The sequence below is a fragment of the Microbacterium terrae genome (genome assembly GCF_017831975.1).
GTDB classification, from domain to species: Bacteria; Actinomycetota; Actinomycetes; order Actinomycetales; family Microbacteriaceae; genus Microbacterium; species Microbacterium terrae.
Map to the genome: position 1 here is coordinate 195,122 of NZ_JAFDSS010000001.1, position 18,468 is coordinate 213,589.

The following is an 18,468-nucleotide window of genomic DNA, read 5'->3' on the forward strand; positions in this document are numbered from 1 at the left end:
GGGGCGAGTCTACGAGGGCGGTGCTGCGGTGCCGCGCACGCCGGTGATCGCGGATTCGACGACAGAGGCGGCGAGTCCGTCGATGATCGCGGGAGGCTGCCACTGCAGCGGCCCGTTCGCGGCGATCTCGGCGAATCCGTGCACGCTCGCCCAGCACGCCCACTCGGCGAACGGGCGGCGATCGGCGTCGAGGGCGCCGGTCTCGACCATCAGGTCGAGGGTGTCGAGGAGCAGCTGGAACGGTGCGACGACCTCGTCGTCGAGCGTGACGATGCCCTCGCTCGGCTGTTCGTCCTGCGTGGCGAATGCGAGCGCGAACCACCCGCGCTCGGCGCGGGCGAAGTCGATGTAGGCGAGCCCGACGCGGCGCAGGCGCTCGATCGCGGCTTCCGCGGGCGAGAGCCGAGGAGGAGCCGCGGCGACGCGGGCCCCGATCGCCCGGGCGAGCGCGAGCTGGGCTTCGCCGGCCACCGCGCGGAGGAGGTCGTCGCGATCGGCGAAGTGCCGGTACGCGGCGTTGGGGGAGACGCCCGCCCCGCGGGTGGCCTCGCGAAGCGTCACCGCGGCGGGGCCGCCGGTGCGGGCCAGGGTGAGCCCCTCGGCGATGAGGGCATGTCGGAGGTCGCCGTGATGATAGGTGCGAACGGGGGCGTCCGTGCTCATTGCGGTCCTCCCTCCTGGTGTGTACGGTGTGAACATCACCGCATGTTCACGGTGTACACATGACTCTACCCCTCGGTGCGACGGTGCCGAGAAGACGCGCTGAAGGAGCCCGCGATGACCGCCTCGCACGACCCGGCCACCGCTGCAGCCGATGCGGTCCAGGTGACGCCCGGCCCGGCGACCCTGCGCGCCTTCTACCAGGTGCTGGTCAACACCGCGATCGCCAACGTCACCTCCAACTACCTCTGGTGGGCGCTCACGTTCTGGGCGTACCTCGAGACGCGCTCGGTGCTCGCGACGGCGATCATCGGCGGTTCGTACATGCTGCTGGTCGCCCTCCTGGGCGTCGTCTTCGGCGCGATCGTCGACCACATGAAGAAGAAGGCAGTGATGGTGCTCTCGAGCACGATCACCCTCGTCGCCTACGTCGTCGCCGGCGCGCTCTACCTCTCGTTCGACGAGTCGGTCCTGATCGACTGGGGTGGGCCGTGGTTCTGGGTGTTCGCCGGAGTGATCCTCATCGGCGGGGTCGTCGAGAACATGCGCAACATCGCGCTGTCGACGACGGTGACCCTGCTCGTCCCCGCCGATCGGCGCGACAAGGCGAACGGGCTCGTCGGCACGGTGCACGGCATCGCCTTCATGGTGACGAGCGTGTTCTCGGGACTGTCGGTCGGGCTGCTCGGCATGGGCGGCACGATGGTCGTCGCCATCGCGCTCACCGGGGTGGCGCTGCTCCACCTCGCCTTCGTGCCCATCCCCGAGCGCGGCGTCGTGCACCTCGAGGGCGACGATGCGCCGAAGGGGTTCGACTTCCGCGGGGTGATCCCGGCGGTGCTGGCGGTGCCGGGCCTCCTCGCCCTCATCCTGTTCTCGACCTTCAACAACCTGGTCGGCGGCGTCTTCATGGCGCTGATGGACCCGTACGGGCTCACGCTCTTCTCGGTCGAGATGTGGGGCGTCGTGCTCGGCGCGACCAGCTTCGGCTTCATCATCGGCGGTGCCCTCGTGGCGAAGTTCGGTCTCGGGAAGAACCCGGTGCGCACGATGCTGCTCGTGAACATCGGCATCGCGTTCCTCGGCATGACGTTCGCGATCCGCGAGTGGTGGTGGCTGTACGCGCTCGGCATCCTCGTCTTCATGTGCCTCATGCCGATCGCCGAGGCATCCGAGCAGACGATCGTGCAGCGGGTCGTCCCGTTCGAGAAGCAGGGCCGCGTGTTCGGCTTCGCGGCGAGTGTGGAGTCCGCGGCAGCGCCGATCTCGGCCTTCATCATCGGCCCGCTGGCGCAGTTCTGGCTGATTCCCTTCATGGAGTCCGATGCCGGGCAGGATGCTCTCGGGTGGCTGCTGGGCGACGGCGAGGCGCGCGGCATCGCCCTGGCGTTCATGGCGGCGAGCCTGCTGCTCCTCGTCGCGGTGCTGCTCGCCTTCATCTCGAAGCCGTACCGCGACCTGTCGGCGGCGTACGCCTCGGCCCCGCCGTCGCTGCACACCGACGGAGAGGGCTCCGGCGCGGATGCCGTGCCCGCCGATGCTGCTGCGGTTGCGCCCGATGCCAGCGACGTCCGCTCGAGCGTGACGTAGTCGCCGTGTCGCGGACCGGCTCCGCGATCGTGTGAATTGGGGTTCACTTAGTCTTGCCTTCGGCGGGGTCCGCGTTGCATGCTTGCGACAGCGACGACGCACCCCCTGGAGGAATCCCATGACGTTGACCGCAGCGCAGCGGACGACATTCGAGTCGATCTTCGACACCTTCGCACCCGGAGACGGGAACGGCATCCCGTCGGCGACGCGGCTCGGTGCCGTGCACATCGCCGAAGGGATGCTGGCGGCGAACCCCCGCCCCGAGGAGGCGGAGATGCTGGCGAAGGTGCTGTCGATCTGGGACACGCCGGTCGGCGGCCTGCTGCTGGGAATCGGACCGCGGCGGTTCTCGTCGCTGCCGGCTGACCGGCGCGAAGCTGCGCTCATCGCCCTCGGCGACTCGAACGCGGCCCTCAAGCGCACGATCTTCCAGAACCTCAAGTCGGCGGCCATGCTGTCGTACTACATCTCGCCGGGCGCGGACGGGACGTCTCCCCTCTGGGACGCGATGGGCTACCCCGGGCCTCTCGGGTCGCGCACCGATGCAGCGCCGGCGGCGCTGCATCCGATCACTCCGGTCGCCGCGCTCTCGCTCTCGTGCGACGTGGTGGTCGTCGGGTCGGGAGCGGGCGGCGGCACCGCAGCGGCCGTGCTGAGCGCCGCCGGCCTCGACGTGATCGTGCTCGAGAAGGGCGCGTACTACGACGACGGCGACTTCGACGGCGGCGAGGCCGCCGGACTCGCCCGGCTGTACGCGCCCGGACCGTCGGCGACGGCCGAAGGACAGCTGAGCCTGCTGGCGGCCCAGTGCCTGGGCGGGGGCACCGTCGTGAACTTCTCGACGTCGTTCCGCACCCCCGACCACGTGCGCGCCGAGTGGGCGGCCCTCGGCGTCTCCCAGTTCGCCGGTGCCGAGTACGACGCGGCGATGGATGCGGTGTGGCAGCGCCTGGGTGTGACAGCGGAGTACAGCATCCCGTCCCGTCGTGATCAGATCATGGAGCGCGGGCTCACCGCGCTCGGCTGGCACGTCGGCGAACTGCAGCGCAACGTGAAGGGCTGCGACACGGGCGTGGAGTGCGGACGGTGCGGGTACGGCTGCCGCATCGGCGCGAAGCAGTCCGTGGCCAAGACCTGGCTGGCCGACGCCGAGGCCGCGGGCGCGCGGCTCTACACGGGCGTCGACGTCCGCGCGATCGAGGTGCAGGCGGGCCGCCCGACCGGGGTGACCGGCCGCACCGCCGACGGCCACGAGGTGACCGTGCGCGCGAGGGCCGTCGTGGTCGCGGCAGGCAGTGTGCAGACGCCGGCACTGCTGCGGCGGTCGGGCCTCACGAACCCGAACATCGGCAAGCACCTGCGACTGCATCCCGCGACCGCCGTCTGGGCGGAGTTCGACGAGGAGGTGCGGCCGTGGGAGGGCGCCATGCAGACGCGGTACTCCGCGGAGCACGCCGACCTCGACGGATCGGGTTACGGGCCCGTCTACGAGACGGCCGCGGCGAACCCCGGGCTCTCGGTCGCGTTCCAGTCGTGGCGCGGTGCGGCGCGGCACCTCGAAGTGATGCGCAGGCTCGCGAACTACTCGAGCGTCGGCGTGATCACGCGCGACCAGGACTCGGGTGAGGTGAAGACCGACAAGAGGGGCGAGCCGACCGTGCACTACACGATCTCGCAGCGCGACGCCCGGCGTGTGCAGGCCGGCGTCGCCGGTGCCTCCCGCATCCTCGACGCGGCCGGGGCGACGCGGATGTTCTCGGGGCATCAGGCGGGCCTCGAATGGACGCGCGCGAGCGGCGAGCCGCTCGATGCCTTCATCGCCCGCTGCGAGCGGGCCGGGTACGGTCCCGGTCGCTGTTCGCTCGCGGCACTCCACATCCTGGGGTCGGCACGCATGGGCGGCTCGGCCGAGACGAGTGCGGTGAACCCCGACGGCGTCACGTGGGAGGTTCCCGACATCGTCGTCGCGGACGCGTCGACCTTCCCGACGGCATCCGGCGTCAACCCGATGATCTCGATCGAGGCCATCGCGTATATGAACGCCTCCCGTCTGGCCGCACGACTGCGGGGGTAGAGCGCGGCCCGCGCGCGCAGGGCGGCCCGCCGCCGTAGGCTGGAATCCTGCCGTCGCAAGGAGCATCCCCATGGAGCAGAACGCCACGCCTTCGGGGAGTCCGCTGCAGGATCGGCCGTGGCTCGCGCAGTACGCCGACGGCGTTCCGACCGAGATCGAGCCGGTCACCGAGACGCTCGTCGACATGCTCGATGCCGCGGTCGAGCGCTACGCCGATCACGTCGCCCTCGAGTTCTTCGGCGCGACGACCACGTACGCCGAGCTCGGGGAGCAGGTGGAGCGAGCCGCAAACGGACTGCGCAAGCTCGGCGTGAAGGCGGGTGATCGGGTGGCGCTCGTGCTCCCGAACTGTCCGCAGCACGTGGCAGCGTTCTACGCGGTGCTCCGGCTCGGCGCCATCGTCGTCGAGCACAATCCGCTGTATACCGAGCGGGAGCTCCGCCACCAGTTCGAGGTGCACGGCGCCACGGTCGCCGTCGTGTGGGACAAGGTCGCCGACATCGTCGCGCGGTTCCCCGCCGACGTGGCGCCGCGAGCCGTCGTGCCGGTGCGGATGACGGATGCCCTCCCCTTCGGCATGCGCCTGGGGCTCCACCTGCCGCTGCCGAGCGTGCGCGCCTCACGGTCGGCGCTCACGGCGCGGCCGACCGCGAAGGGGCTGCACGACTGGTCGAAGGTCGTGGCATCCCGTCGCCTCTCGAAGAAGCAGCCGGCTCCCGCGCTCGACGACGTGGCTCTGCTGCAGCTGACCAGCGGCACGACCGGCACGCCGAAGGCGGCGATCCTCACGCATCGCAACCTCCGCTCGAACGCGGCGCAGGGGCGCGCGTGGGTGCCGGGGCTGCGCGAAGGCGAGGAGGTGTTCGCGGCGGTCCTGCCGATGTTCCACGCCTACGGCCTCACGCTCTGCCTCACCTTCGCCATGTCGATCGGCGCGCGGGTCGTGCTCTTCCCCAAGTTCGACGTCGACCTCGTGGTGAAGGCCGCGCGCAAAACGCCGTTGACGTTCCTGCCCGCGGTGCCGCCGATCTACGATGCGCTCGCGCGCTCGGACGCCGACCTCACCGGCATCCGCTTCGCGATCTCGGGCGCGATGAGCCTGCCGATCCCGACCGTGACGCGGTGGGAGGAGAAGACGGGCGGACTCCTCGTCGAGGGCTACGGCATGACCGAATCGTCGCCCGTCGCACTCGGCAACCCGATCGGCCCGACCCGGCGCCCCGGCACCGTCGGTGTGCCGTTCCCGAGCACCGAGATCCGTGTCGTCGACCCCGGCGACCCGACGGTGGACCGCGCGATCGGCGAGGCGGGCGAGCTGCTCATCCGCGGGCCGCAGGTGTTCCAGGGGTACTGGGGTCGCCCCGACGAGACCGCTGCCACGCTGCTTCCCGGCGGGTGGCTGCGCACCGGCGACATCGTCACCGTGTCGGAGGACGGGTTCGTCACGATCGTCGACCGCGTGAAGGAACTCATCATCACCGGTGGCTTCAACGTGAGCCCCACCGAGGTCGAGCAGGCCCTCACCACGCATCCCGACATCGAGGCGGCGGCGGTCGTGGGCGTGCCGCGCGAATCGGGTGGCGAGCAGGTCGTCGCGGTGGTCGTCGTGCGCGACGGCGCGGTGTTCGACGAGGGCGCGCTCCGCGACTACGCCCGCGGTTACCTCACCGCCTACAAAGTTCCGCGGCGCATCGTGCAGAAGGACGAACTGCCCCGCTCGCTCATCGGCAAGGTGCTCCGCAAGGTCGTCCGCGACGAGCTCATCGCCGACGGACTGCGCTCGGGGAACTGACGCCGACCCGGCCCGCCGACGAACGACGGGCCGGGTCGAGGCATCCGTCGGTCAGCGCGTGCGGTGCTCGGCGTAGTACGCGAGAAGCGCCTGGGTCGAGGCATCCTGCGCGGCGAGCGCTTCAGCGTCGCCCTCGATCGCGGGGGCGATCTGCAGCGCGAGCTGCTTGCCGAGCTCGACGCCCCACTGGTCGAACGAGTTGATGCCCCAGATCACTCCCTGCGTGAAGGTGATGTGCTCGTACAGTGCGACAAGCTGGCCGAGCACCGACGGAGTGAGCGACGGCGCGAAGATCGACGTCGTCGGTCGGTTCCCGGCGAACGTGCGTGCAGCGACCAGCGGTCCGGTCGTGCCCTCGGCCTCGACCTCGGAGGCGGTCTTGCCGAACGCGAGCGCCTTCGTCTGGGCGAGGAAGTTCGCGAGGAACAGGCCGTGCACGTCGCGCCCGTCGTCCTGCAGTGGGTAGGCGGGGTTCACGAAGGCGATGAAGTCGGCCGGGATGAGGCGCGTGCCCTGGTGGATCAGCTGGTAGAACGCGTGCTGGCCGTTCGTGCCGGGCTCACCCCAGAACACCTCGCCCGTGTCGGTGGTGACGGGGGTGCCGTCCCAGCGGACCGACTTGCCGTTGGACTCCATCGTGAGCTGCTGCAGGTATGCGGCGAAGCGGCTCAGCTGCTGGGCGTAGGGGAGCACCGCGTGCGACTGCGCGCCGAGGAAGTTCGTGTACCAGACGTTGAGCAGGCCCATGAGGACGGGCACGTTCTGCGCGAGCGGGGTCGTGCGCACGTGCTCGTCGACGGCGTGGAAGCCGGCGAGGAGCTCGCGGAACACATCGGGGCCGAGTTCGATCGCGAGCGAGAGGCCGATGGCCGAGTCGACTGAGTAGCGACCGCCGACCCAGTCCCAGAATCCGAAGGCGTTCGTCGTGTCGATGCCGAACGCCGCCACCTTGTCGAGCGCCGTCGACACGGCGACGAAGTGGTGCGCGACGGCATCCGTCTTCTGCTCGTCGCTGCCGTCGATGGCACCGGATGCCGTCAGCCCGGCCCACAGCCAGTCGCGGGCGAGGCGGGCGTTGGTGAGCGTCTCGAGGGTGGTGAACGTCTTCGATGCGACGATGAAGAGCGTCGTCTCGGGGTCGAGGTCCTTCGTCTTGTTCGCGATGTCGAACGGGTCGATGTTCGAGACGTACCGGGCCTGGATGCCCGCGGTGGCGTACGGCTCGAGCGCGGCCGAGATCATCACCGGGCCGAGGTCGGAACCGCCGATGCCGATGTTCACGATGTGGGTGACCTTCTTGCCCGTCACGCCTGCGAACCCGCCGTCGCGCACGCGGGTGGCGAAGGCGCCCATCGCGTCGAGCACACCCTGCACGTCGTCGTCGATCTGCTGGCCGTCGACCACCAGAGCGGGCTGCGCGCCCGCGGGGCGGCGCAGCGCGGTGTGGAGAACGGCGCGGTCTTCGGTGGTGTTGATGTGCGCGCCCTCGAGCATGGCGGCGTAGCGCTCGGCGACGCCGGTCTGCTCCGCGAGGCGCACGAGCGAGGCGAGGATCTCGTCGGTCACGAGATTCTTCGAGAGGTCGACGTGCAGATCGGCGAGGTCGAGCGTCAGGCGCTCGACGCGCTCGGGGTCTGCCGCGAACCAGGCGCGCAGGTCGGGGGCGAAGTCGGCGCGGGCGGCGGTGAGCTCAGCCCAGGCGGACGTGGTGGTGGCATCGATAGGCGCAGTCACGACCCCTACGGTACCGGGGCGGGTGCTCCGCGGGGTTTCGCACTGTTCACCGCCGGCACACCGGCGTTGTGAGCGGCGCGCCTAGGGTGGAGCGCATGCCGTTCCCCGCACCCGATCTGAAGCTCATCGCCGTCGACATGGACGGCACACTGCTCGACGGCGAGGGGCGCATCCCCGAGGCGCTCTGGCCGCTGCTCGACCGGCTGGGGGAGCGCGGCATCCGTTTCGCGCCGGCGAGCGGCCGCCAGCTCGCCACCTTGCAGCGCGCGTTCGCGGGGCATCTCGACGACATGGTCTTCATCGCCGAGAACGGCGGCTACGTCGTTCACGGCGACCGCGAGATCAGTTCGACGTCGATGGATGCCGGGTTCACGGCAGCGCTCCTCGCCAGGCTGCGCGCGATAGTCGCCGAAGGCGCGGCGCTCGGCGTGGTGCTCTGCGGCAAGGCCTCGGCGTACATCGAGCAGACCGACCCGCGCTTCGTCGCCGAGGCGCGGAAGTACTACGCGAAGCTCGAGACCGTCGCCGACCTGCTCGCCGTCGACGACCAGGTGCTGAAGGTCGCGATCTACGACTTCGCGGATGCCGAGAAGACGGCGCCCGCGCTCGAGGATCTGCGCGAGAGCCACCAGGTGGTCGTCTCGGGTCATCACTGGATCGACGTCATGAACCCCGATGTGAACAAGGGCGTTGCCCTCGAACGCCTGCAGGATGCTCTCGGTGTCTCGCGTGCCCAGACCGCGGCGTTCGGCGACTACTTGAACGATCTCGAGCTGCTCGATGCGGCGGGCCTCTCGTTCGCTATGGAGAACGCCCACCCCGAGGTGATCGAGCGCGCCCGCTTCCGGGCACCGGCGAACACCGACCTCGGCGTCGTCGCGACAATCCACAGATTGCTCGACGGGCCGGATGCCGCGGTGCCGCGCCGCTAGCCTGACGGGATGCTCTTCAACGGCTGGTTCGTCATCGTCGCCTACCTCGTGATCATCGCCGTCGTGGCCCTCGCGCTGTACGCGGTGGTTCGGCTCGCGGTCGTCCACGCGCTCAAGGCGCACACGAAGTGGGTCGACTCCGGCAAGGGGTGAGCCCGGCGCGGCATGCCGCGGTCTAGGCTCGCGGCGTGGTCGTGAGTCAGTCCCGCCGGGCGCGTGCGTCGCGTCGGCGTGCCCGCCGCGTGGCTGCCGCCGACAACGACCTCACTCCCGAGGAATGGGAGTCGATCGTCGAAGCGTGGGGAGCCTGCGCGTACTGCGGCACCGCGGCCGGCGCGCTGCAGAAGGACTGTGTGCTGCCGATCTCGCGCGGCGGCCGCTACACGTTCGAGAACGTCGTGCCGGCGTGCCGCTCGTGCAACGCCAGCAAGAGCAACGATGAGGTGACCGGGTGGCTCCGCCGCAAGCGGCTCGACGAGCGGGCTTTCCTGCTCCGCCACGTCGAGATCCTCGCCGCCTGGCGCGCCGTGCCGCCGCCCGCCCCCGCCGACCTGTGAGGGAGACGCCCCGTTCAGGGAGTGCGCCGGCGCGGACGGCGTGCTGGAACGGATGCCGCGCCGCGCCGGCGCTGTGGCGTCACTGCGCCGCGTAGCCGCCGTCGACGAGGTGGTAGCTGCCGCTGACGAAGGTGGCGGCATCCGACGCCAGGAACGCGACGAGGTTCGCGACCTCCTGAGCGTCACCGAGGCGGCCGAGTGCGTGCTTCGCCGCGAGGGCGGCCTGCGCGTCGGCGTCGAGGTTCGCATCGACGAGCGGCGTGTGGATGAAGCCCGGACCGACCGCGTTCACGCGCACGCCCTGCGAGCCGTACTCGAGGGCGGCGTTCTTGGTGAGGCCGACGACGGCGTGCTTCGAGGTGACGTACGCCGACGACATCGGGATGCCGACCGAGCCCAGCACCGACGAGATGTTGACGATCGAGCCGCCGCCGTTCTTCGCGATGGCCGGCGCCTGCGCGCGCGTGCCGTAGAAGACCGCGTTGAGGTTGATGTCGATGACCTTCTGCCACGAGTCGATCGGATACTCGCCGACCGGGGCCGCGGCGCCGCCGATGCCGGCGTTGTTCACGGCGATGCGCAGGGGCGCGAGGGCCTCGGCCGCATCGACGGCGGCCTGACCGACCGCGGGATCCGAGACGTCGCCGACGAACGCGACTGCCGTGCCGCCGGCCGCGGTGATCTCGGCGACGACCGCGTCGGCGGCATCCTGTCGTACGTCGCCGACGACGACTGCCGCGCCGTTCGCTGCGAGGGTGAGGGCGACCGCCCGGCCGATGCCGGAACCGGCGCCCGTGACGATGGCGGAGCGTTCCGCGACATCGTACGTAGCCATGATGTACCTCCGTTGGTGGCGTCGTAGCGTGGCGCCGATCTAAACCGACAGTTGTCGGATATGTATGAGTTAACCTACACCTGTCGGAAAGATTCCCGGAGGCCTGATGGATCCTCGCAAGCTGCGCAGTCGCGATCGGCTGTTCTCGGCCGTGCTCGCCCTCGCCGCCGAGCAGCCGGTGTCGACGCTCAGCGTCACGCAGATCGCCGCCGCCGCGGGCGTGCACCGCTCGACGTTCTACGAGCACGCGAGCTCACCGGCGGATCTCGTCGAAGCCGCGCTCACCGCCGAACTCGACGATCTGCGCGCGCTGCTGCTGGAAGATCGGTCGGATGCGGCGAGCGCCGTCACCGCGGTGACCGAGGGGGTGCTCCGGCACATCCTGCACCACGCCGACATCTACCGCCGCGAGCTCGTCGACGGCGGCGGATCGCTGCACGCGATGCTCAGCCGGCACTTCCGGCGGACGACCCTGATCCTCCTCGATCGCCGGAGGGTGCGGATCGACGTGTCGGTCGACGGCACGGATGCCGCACAGGTGGAGGATGCCGCGGCCCGCTTCCTCGCGGACGGCACCGTCGGGCTCATCGACGGATGGCTGCGCCGGCCCCACCCGCGGGTCGAGGACTTCATCGCGGTGTACTTCGCGCTGCTGCCGTCGTGGTGGCCGCACCGCCACTCCGCCGCCTGACCACCCGCGGGAGCGTTTCGTCTCGTCGCTCCGCTCCTCGCTCAACGACCGGGGGAGACCGCGCCCGTCGAGCGAGCGCGGCTCCACCCATCGGGTCGTTGAGCGAGCGCAGCGAGACGAAACGCCCCGCCTCAGTCCAGCTCGGGGGTGCGCGGCGGCGTCGTGCGGCGGGCCCGCAGCGCTTCGAACGCGCACCCCACCGGAGCAGGGCGGTGTCGGAGTACGCCGGACCGGCGAACGTGAGTCCGGCGCGATCAGTCGGGTGCGGGTGCGGGTGCGATGCGCGGCACGCGGAAGCGCTTGCGGTAGGCCCCGGGAGCGAGGCCCGTCACCCGCTTGAAGAGGCGCCGGAAGAACGCCGAGTCCTCGTAACCGACGTGCCATCCGACCGCTTCGACCGAGTCCTCGCTCCGCTCCAGTCGGCGCTTCGCCTCCTCGACGCGGATGCGCTGCACGTAGACCAGTGGGCTCACGCCGGTCGACTCGGTGAAGCGCCGCTTGAAGGTGCGCTCGGCGAGCCCCGACCGCACCACCATCTGCTCGACCGGGGTCGCCACCGAGAAGTGGGTGCGCAGCCAGTCCTGCGCATCCGCGACGACCGCGTCGCCGTGATCGGTGCGGCCCTCGAACATCATGTACGGCGCCAGTCCGTCCTGATGCCATTGAAGCGCGAACATGCGCGCCGTCTCCTGTGCGAGCGCCGCCCCGGCGTAGCGGCCGGTCAGATAGAGCACGAGATCGTGCCAGGTGGTGGATGCGCCCGAGGTCACGAGCTCTTCGCGGGTGCCGGCGACCATGAGCGCGCGCTCGGGATGCACCCGCACCTCGGGGTGGGCGGTCCGCAGCTGCGTCGCGTAGTCGTAGTGCACGGTCACGTCGTGACCGTCGAAGCGGCCTGTCTCGGCGAGGAGGAAGATGCCCGAGCACGCTGAGGCGAGCATGGCGCCCTGCGCGTGCATCCGGGTCGCCCAGTCGACCAGCTCAGGGTAGCGACCGCTCTGCCAGCCGCTCGAACCGAGCACGATCGACGGGACGATCACGATATCGGTGGTGGCGATGTCGGCGATCGCGTGAGCCACGGGAACCGGGATGCCGCTCACGCCCATGAGTGGCCCCGCCTGCGCTCCGACGATCTGCGCGCGGAACGGGGGAGGCGCATCCGTGCCGCCGAGCCCCATGATCGAGAACGAGTTCAGCACGTCGAGCACGCCGAACATGGTCGCGACCCCGGTGTCGGGCAGAGCGACGACGCTCACGTCGAGCGTGCGATCGGTCATTCTGCGCCTCCGTGCACATCGTGGCACGAATGGACCGAACGAGGGTCAGGATGCCACTGAATGCGCCCGCGCGAAGTCACGAGCATGGAATCACGATGTCGATCGAACAGAAAGGACCGACACCATGTCGATGACAACCATTGACGAGACCGCCCTGAACGCCTTCGTGATGCGCGCCGTGGACCACCTCGGAGCAGGCTACCTCGGGGTCATGGTGAGCCTCGGCTCGCGCCTCGGGCTCTACCAGGCCCTCGCCGAGGCCGGACCGCTCACCTCCCAGCAGCTCGCCGAGCGCACCGACTGCGCCGAGCGCTATGTGCGTGACTGGGCCTCGTCTCAGGCAGCCGCGGGATACGTCGAGTACGACCCCGAGGCGGAGACCTTCGCGCTCACCCCCGAGCAGGCGCTGGTGCTCGCCGCCGAGGACAGCCCCGTCTACCTGCCGCCCGCCTGGAACACCCCGGCGGCGATGTGGAGCGACGAGGCGAAGGCGCTGCACGCTTTCCGCACCGGAGAGGGCATCGCCTGGGGCGACCACGACCCGCGGCTCGCCCACGGCACGGCGGCGTTCTACCGCAACGGCTATCGCGCGAGCCTCGTGTCGCAGTGGCTGCCCGCCCTCGACGGTGTGGTCTCGGCGCTCGAACGCGGGATCGCCGTGGCCGATGTGGGAGTGGGACACGGGCACACCGCGGTGCTGATCGCGGAGGCGTTCCCGAACTCGCGGGTCTACGGATTCGACACGCACGCGGCGTCGATCTCGGAGTCGCGCCGCAACGCCCGCGCTGCCGGCGTCGACGACCGCACCGTCTTCGAGCAGGTGAGCGCGAAGGAGTATGACGCGCTCGGGTTCGGGCTGATCTGCTTCTTCGACGCGCTGCATGACATGGGTGACCCGGTCGGCGTGCTGCGGCATGCGGCCGAGGCGCTCACGGCCGACGGCACACTGCTCCTCGTGGAGCCCAACGCGGCAGATCGCCTCGAGGACAACTTCACCGTCGTCGGTCAGACCTTCTTCGCCGCGTCGAGCATGATCTGCACCGCGCATGCGATCGCGGACGGCGGCGAACTCGTGCTCGGCGCGCAGGCCGGGCCCGCGCGCCTGCGGGAGGTTCTCGGCGATGCCGGGTTCAGCCGGGTGCGGATCGTGGCCGAGACGCCGTTCAACCTCATCATCGAGGCCAAGCGCTGACTCGATGCGTTCGTCTCGCTCGCTCGACGGCCGGAGGCCTGATGCCCCGGTCGTTGAGCGGGCGGGTGCCACTCCTCGGTCGTTGAGCGGACGGGGGTCCCCGTCCGATCGTTGAGCGAGCGCAGGTCCCCGTCCGGTCGTTGAGCGAGCGCAGCGAGACGAAACGCCCGGATCAGCCGAGTTCGGGGGTGCGCGGCGGTGTCGTGCGGCGGGCTCGCAGCGCCTCGAACGCGGCACCCCACCGGAGCAGGGCGGTGTCGGAGTACGCCGGACCGGCGAACGTGAGCCCGACCGGCATCCCGATGTCGGCCATGGTCCCCATCGGCACCGTCACCGTTGGGATGCCGAGGTGGCGGATCGCGAGGTTGCCGTTCGCGACCCACACGCCGTTGCGCCACCCGAGGTCTGCCGATGCCTCGTCCACGTCCATGTCGGCAGGGCCGACGTCGGCCACGGCGGGGAAGACGACCGCGTCGAGGCCGAGGTCTTCCATCCACTGCTCGAGGTCGATGCGGCGGGTCTCCTCGAGCCCGCGCACGCCCGACTCGAGTTCGGGGATCTCGGTGACGGCGGTGTACGGATGCTCGCGCACCTGGGCCGGGTAGGAGGCGATGTCGTCGTCGAAGCCGGTGTACCGGTCGGGCAGGGCACCCGCGGGGTGCGGGAAGATCGCGGCGCCGTCGACCGCGTCGAGGCGGTTCAGCGCCGGGTCGTCGTTCGCTCGCAGGAAGTCGTCCCACGCCCACGCCGAGAGGTCGATGATCTCGCGCCGGAGGAACTCGGGCGTGACGATGCCGCGGGTCGCGACGGTCGGTGCGCCGGGGCGGTCGCCCTCGTAGTTGGAGACCACGGGGAAGTCCACCTCCACGACCTCGGCGCCGGCGGCCTCGAGGTCGGCGCGGGCCGAGCGCCAGAGGTCGATCACCGAGTCGCGGGTGCGCGCCGCCTGACCGGTCGAGCCGCCGATGCCGCCGTCCGCGGCGGTGCCGGCGTCAGGATCGGCATTGATGTACATCCGCGGCACGCCGATGCGCAGCCCGGCGAGGGCAGCGCGGGCGTCGTCGCGGCTCGCCGGCGCGAGCGCCGCGTACGACGCGGGTCGCAGGGTCGAGGCATCCGGAATCGGCACCCACGGCTGCGTGCGCCAGAAGTCTCCCCGCGTCTGCGGATCGTCGGCGACGACGACGTCGAGCACCTCGAGCAGGTCGGCCATCGAGCGGGTGTGGGGCACGACGACGTCCATGGTCGGCACCAGCGGCCAGTTGCCGCGCACCGAGATCACTCCCCGAGAGGGTGTGTAGGCGCAGAGCGCGTTGTTCGAGGCCGGCGCGCGGCCGCTCGACCAGGTCTCCTCGCCGAGCCCGAACGCCGCGAAGGACGCCGCGGTCGCGGTGCCCGACCCGTTCGACGATCCCGAGCCGAAGGCGCTCGTGAGGTAGTCGGCGTTGTAGGGGCTCTCGGCGCGCCCGTAGACGCCGCGCTGCATACCGCCGTTGGCCATCGGCGGCATGTTGGTGAGCCCGAGGCAGATGGCGCCGGCTGCACGCAGACGCTCGATCGTGAAGGCGTCGCGCTGCGCGACGAGATGCTCGAACGCCGGCGATCCCGACGCGACGGTGAGCCCGCGCACGAGGTACGAGTCCTTCGCGGTGTACGGGATGCCGTCGAGCGGGCCGAGTGCGGCTCCTGCGGCGCGACGGGCGTCGGATGCCGCGGCCTCGGCGCGGGCGTCGGGGTTGCGCACGACGACGGCGTTGAGCGCGGTCGCGGTGCCCGGAGCGTCGTACGCGTCGATCCGGGCGAGGTATGCCTCTACGAGTCCGGCCGACGTGACGGCGCCCGATTCGAGTGCGACGCGCAGATCGGCGAGGGACTTCTCGACGACGGCGAAGCTCATCGCGTTGCCACCGCGGGCTGCTGCTGCGTGATGCAGTGGATGCCGCCGCCGCCGGCGAAGATCTGGCGCGCGTCGACCGTCACCGCGCGGCGGCCGGGGTAGGCGGCCTCGAGGATCTCGCGGGCGCGGGCATCCGCCGCTTCCTCCCCGAAACCGCACGCGATGATCCCGCCGTTGACGACGAGGTGGTTGACGTAGCTGTAGTCGACGAAGCCCTCGTGGTCGCGGATGGTCGCCGGCGCGGGGAGGTCGATGATGTCGAAGGCGCGGCCCGCGGCATCCGTCTCCTGCTCGAGGATCGCGCGGAGCCCGCAGGTGACGGCGAAGTCGGGATGCTCGGGGTCGTTCTGCGCGTGCAGCAGCAGCCGGCCCGGGGTCGGGATGGTCGCGACGATGTCGACGTGCCCGTTGGTGCCGAAGTCGTCGTAGTCGCGGGTGAGGCCCCGGGGGAGCCAGACGACCTTCGTGGCTCCGATCGTGCGGGCGAGCTCGGCCTCGACCCGAGCCCGGTCCGCGAAGCGGTTGCGACGGGGGTCGAGCTGCACGGTCTCGGTGACGAGCACGGTGCCCTCGCCGTCGACGTGGATGCCGCCGCCCTCGTTCACCAGCAGCGAGGTGACGACCTCGGCGCCGACGAGGCCCGCGGTGAAGCGGGCGTGCTCCGCGGCCTTCTCCCAGGACGCCCACTCCGGCGCGCCCCAGCCGTTGAAGATCCAGTCGACGGCGCCGAGCACACCCGGCCGCTCGTCGTCGACCACGAACGTCGGCCCGTGATCGCGGAACCAGAACTCGTCGACGGGGGTCTCGACGATCTCGATCTCGGGGGCGAGCATCCGTCGCGCCCGAGTGCCCTCCGCGGGGTCGACGAGGATCGTGACGGGCTCGAACTCGACGACGGCGTTCGCCACCGCGGTCCAGGCCGCGTAGAAGCGCTCCTGCTCGGCCGGGTCGTCGCCGAGCGTCGGCCCCACGGCCGGGAAGGCCATCCAGGTGCGCTCGTGCGGATCACCCTCGTGCGGCATCCTCCAGGTCATCGTGCCTCCTCCGAGCCATCATGGCCCCAGGTGAGCGCGGGGCGCGCGGCGGGTGTGCGGTACGGCCGCGTCGTGCGCCACAGCACCGCATAGAGCGCGGCGGCGATCACCGGCCCCGCGATCGACGACAGGTCGGCGCCGCCGAGTGCGAGGGCGATCGGGCCGACGTAGAGCGTGGTGTTGACCATCAGCACCGCGACGGTGGACGCCACCAGCATCGCGACGGCGCCGGGTACGAACCATCCGCCCCGGTACCAGAACGGGCTCGCGGGCGTGGCGTCGTTGAGCGCTGCGCCGTCGTACGAGCCCCGCCGCAGCCAGATGTCGACGGCGTACACGGCGACGAGCGGACCCATCACCGCGACCGCGATCTCGATCGCGTAGTTCATGGTCTCGAGGAGGCTCTCGGCCGCGTACAGCAGGTAGGCCGAGAGCAGGGTCGCGGCGATGCCGACGAGAGCGACCCACACCGACCGGTGCACGCGCGCGCCGAAGGCCTGAGCGTAGAGCCCGGTCGAGTACGCGCAGAGCACGTTGTTGGCCAGGGTGCCGACGATCACGGCGACGAGGAAGAGCGGGAAGAGCCACGTCGGCAGCACGGCGGCGAGCGAGGTCTGCGGATCGGTCATGTCGACCGCGGTGCCGGCCAGCACACCCATCGCGCACATGATCGCTGACGGGATGAAGCCGCCGAGCGCTGTCCACAGCACGATGCGGCGCTTCGGCGTCGCCCGCGGCAGGTAGCGCGAGTAGTCGGCGCTCGTGCCCCACGACAGCGGGGTGGACGCGATGACGGTGAGTCCGAGCAGCAGCATCGCGATGTGCTCGCCCGGGGCGAGTGCGGCGGGCTCGTACGACCAGTCCGTGGCTGCGACGATGAAACCGCCGACGACGACGAACACCACGCCGACGATGATCGAGATGTAGGGGCTGACCTTCTCGATCGTCGCGTGGCCGAAGATGCTGATCGCGGTCCCGGCCACGGCGACGGCGATGAGGACGATCACGTCGAGGCCGCCGGGCACGGCGATGCCGGCGAGGTCGAGCAGCGCGTCGGTGGCGAGGGTCGCGAAGGTCAGGTTCAGCACGATGTAGAACAGCCCGATCGCGACGCCGAGGCCTGAGCCGAACAGCGCATTGCCGCGGATGCCGAACATCGCCCGCATGATGACGACGGTGGGGGCTCCTGCCGCTGGGCCGCTCACGGCGATCCAGCCGACGACCGCCCACCAGAGGTTGCCGACGAAGCAGATCGCGAGCGACTCCCAGAGGCCCAGGCCCAGGAGGATGAGCAGTCCGCCGAGGACGATGTTGAGGTAGACGACGCTCGCAGCCGCCCAGATGCCGAAGAGGGCGACGGGTCGGCCGTGGCGCTCCGCGTCGGGGATCTGGTCGATGCCGCGCGTCTCGACGCGCCCGACTTCGTCGCGCTGCCGGGTGAACGACGTCGTCGTCGTCACGTGTTCGAACGTGGTGGACACGAGGGGTGCTCCCATCGTCGGGATACTATTGATCAAGCGATCAATAGGTGACGGTACCTACACTGGCAACGACATGTCAAGCACCGATGCCCGCATCCGCACCCGCAAGGCGCCCGCCGAGCGCGCTGCAGAGATCGCGGATGCTGCGACCGCGCTCGCGCGCGATCAGGGACTGAGCGCCCTGACCCAGCGCGCTGTCGCCGAGCGGGCGGGTGTCGCCCCCGCACTCATCTCGCACTACCACCCGTCCATGGACGACCTCGTGGCCGGCGCCTACACGGCGCTCGTCGTGGACGAGCTCGGGGACGTGGCGACGCTGCTGGCGGCGGAGCGCGGCGCTTCGGCGAGATTCGCGCGGCTGCTCGACACCCTGCTCGACGGAACCCGCGAAGACCTCACCGTCGTCTGGGTCGAGGGCTGGGCCATGGCACTGCGCATACCTGCGCTCGCCGACGCCGTGCGGGTGCAGATGGCGGCCTGGCAGCGGCTGCTCGTCGAGGTGATCGACGAGGGGACCCGAGCGGGGGAGTTCTCGGTCACCGACGTCGCCGAGGTGGCATGGCAGCTGATGGGGATGATCGACGGCCTCAACGCCCAGTCACTCGCCCGCGACACCGATCCGGGGCGGGCCGTCGTGCAGATGGCGCGCGCCGCCGAGGCGCTGCTGGGAGCGACGCCGGGGTCGCTCGGCCCGGCGGGGTGATGCCGATTCCGTGACGCCA

The 18,468-nt window shown here is 70.8% G+C and carries 16 protein-coding genes; 9 read left to right on the plus strand and 7 right to left on the minus strand.

Annotated features, from left to right (window positions below; all coding sequences use genetic code 11):
• Positions 1-9 precede the first annotated feature (9 nt).
• The gene (locus JOD63_RS00850) at positions 10-663 is read right to left on the minus strand and encodes a TetR/AcrR family transcriptional regulator (RefSeq protein ID WP_045276459.1); all 654 of its coding nucleotides are present in this window, start codon (positions 661-663) and stop codon (positions 10-12) included.
• A gap of 114 nt (positions 664-777) precedes the next feature.
• Between JOD63_RS00850 and JOD63_RS00855 the strand changes: the two genes are divergently transcribed.
• The 3 genes from JOD63_RS00855 to JOD63_RS00865 all read left to right on the plus strand — a co-directional run bounded on the left by JOD63_RS00855 (position 778) and on the right by JOD63_RS00865 (position 6,116).
• Positions 778-2,250, plus strand: a complete 1,473-nt coding sequence (locus tag JOD63_RS00855; RefSeq protein ID WP_052682572.1) for an MFS transporter — start codon at positions 778-780, stop codon at positions 2,248-2,250.
• Positions 2,251-2,368: 118 nt separating this feature from the next.
• Positions 2,369-4,324, plus strand: coding sequence for an FAD-dependent oxidoreductase (locus JOD63_RS00860; protein WP_045276460.1), 1,956 nt, complete (start codon positions 2,369-2,371; stop codon positions 4,322-4,324).
• A gap of 70 nt (positions 4,325-4,394) precedes the next feature.
• The gene (locus JOD63_RS00865) at positions 4,395-6,116 is read left to right on the plus strand and encodes a long-chain-fatty-acid--CoA ligase (protein WP_045276461.1); all 1,722 of its coding nucleotides are present in this window, start codon (positions 4,395-4,397) and stop codon (positions 6,114-6,116) included.
• Positions 6,117-6,167: 51 nt separating this feature from the next.
• On the opposite strand, the gene pgi is transcribed toward JOD63_RS00865, so the two are convergent.
• On the minus strand, positions 6,168-7,850 hold the full coding sequence (gene pgi / locus JOD63_RS00870; RefSeq protein WP_045276462.1) for a glucose-6-phosphate isomerase: 1,683 nt from the start codon (positions 7,848-7,850) through the stop codon (positions 6,168-6,170).
• Positions 7,851-7,945: 95 nt separating this feature from the next.
• Between pgi and JOD63_RS00875 the strand changes: the two genes are divergently transcribed.
• Genes JOD63_RS00875 through JOD63_RS00885 form a run of 3 tightly spaced genes read left to right on the plus strand, consistent with a single transcriptional unit; the run spans position 7,946 to position 9,339 of the window.
• Entirely contained in the window at positions 7,946-8,782 is an 837-nt protein-coding gene (locus JOD63_RS00875; protein WP_045276463.1) for a Cof-type HAD-IIB family hydrolase, read from the plus strand.
• 9 nt (positions 8,783-8,791) lie between these two features.
• Positions 8,792-8,935, plus strand: coding sequence for a hypothetical protein (locus tag JOD63_RS00880; RefSeq protein ID WP_157004028.1), 144 nt, complete (start codon positions 8,792-8,794; stop codon positions 8,933-8,935).
• A gap of 35 nt (positions 8,936-8,970) precedes the next feature.
• Complete coding sequence (locus JOD63_RS00885; RefSeq protein WP_045276464.1) at positions 8,971-9,339, plus strand: HNH endonuclease; 369 nt, start codon at positions 8,971-8,973, stop codon at positions 9,337-9,339.
• A gap of 79 nt (positions 9,340-9,418) precedes the next feature.
• On the opposite strand, the gene JOD63_RS00890 is transcribed toward JOD63_RS00885, so the two are convergent.
• Positions 9,419-10,174 (minus strand): SDR family NAD(P)-dependent oxidoreductase, encoded by a 756-nt coding sequence (locus tag JOD63_RS00890; RefSeq protein ID WP_045276465.1) that lies wholly within the window; start codon positions 10,172-10,174, stop codon positions 9,419-9,421.
• A gap of 106 nt (positions 10,175-10,280) precedes the next feature.
• Here JOD63_RS00890 and JOD63_RS00895 point away from each other — a divergent pair, with 106 nt between their 5' ends.
• Positions 10,281-10,865: a TetR/AcrR family transcriptional regulator gene (locus tag JOD63_RS00895; protein WP_045276466.1), complete on the plus strand. Its 585-nt coding sequence runs from the start codon at positions 10,281-10,283 to the stop codon at positions 10,863-10,865.
• 254 nt (positions 10,866-11,119) lie between these two features.
• Here JOD63_RS00895 and JOD63_RS00900 read toward each other — a convergent pair whose 3' ends face one another.
• Entirely contained in the window at positions 11,120-12,142 is a 1,023-nt protein-coding gene (locus tag JOD63_RS00900) for a GlxA family transcriptional regulator (protein WP_045276467.1), read from the minus strand.
• 124 nt (positions 12,143-12,266) lie between these two features.
• Here JOD63_RS00900 and JOD63_RS00905 point away from each other — a divergent pair, with 124 nt between their 5' ends.
• Positions 12,267-13,334: a class I SAM-dependent methyltransferase gene (locus JOD63_RS00905; RefSeq protein WP_045276468.1), complete on the plus strand. Its 1,068-nt coding sequence runs from the start codon at positions 12,267-12,269 to the stop codon at positions 13,332-13,334.
• Between the two features lie 172 nt (positions 13,335-13,506).
• On the opposite strand, the gene JOD63_RS00910 is transcribed toward JOD63_RS00905, so the two are convergent.
• Genes JOD63_RS00910 through JOD63_RS00920 form a run of 3 tightly spaced genes read right to left on the minus strand, consistent with a single transcriptional unit; the run spans position 13,507 to position 17,761 of the window.
• Entirely contained in the window at positions 13,507-15,231 is a 1,725-nt protein-coding gene (locus tag JOD63_RS00910; protein ID WP_045276469.1) for an amidase, read from the minus strand.
• The gene (locus JOD63_RS00915) at positions 15,228-16,265 is read right to left on the minus strand and encodes an agmatine deiminase family protein (RefSeq protein WP_045276470.1); all 1,038 of its coding nucleotides are present in this window, start codon (positions 16,263-16,265) and stop codon (positions 15,228-15,230) included. The genes JOD63_RS00910 and JOD63_RS00915 overlap by 4 nt, the downstream gene beginning before the upstream one ends.
• Positions 16,262-17,761 (minus strand): purine-cytosine permease family protein, encoded by a 1,500-nt coding sequence (locus JOD63_RS00920; protein ID WP_052682573.1) that lies wholly within the window; start codon positions 17,759-17,761, stop codon positions 16,262-16,264. The genes JOD63_RS00915 and JOD63_RS00920 overlap by 4 nt, the downstream gene beginning before the upstream one ends.
• 58 nt (positions 17,762-17,819) lie before the next feature.
• Between JOD63_RS00920 and JOD63_RS00925 the strand changes: the two genes are divergently transcribed.
• The gene (locus JOD63_RS00925) at positions 17,820-18,449 is read left to right on the plus strand and encodes a TetR/AcrR family transcriptional regulator (protein WP_045276471.1); all 630 of its coding nucleotides are present in this window, start codon (positions 17,820-17,822) and stop codon (positions 18,447-18,449) included.
• The last annotated feature ends 19 nt before the right edge of the window (positions 18,450-18,468 follow it).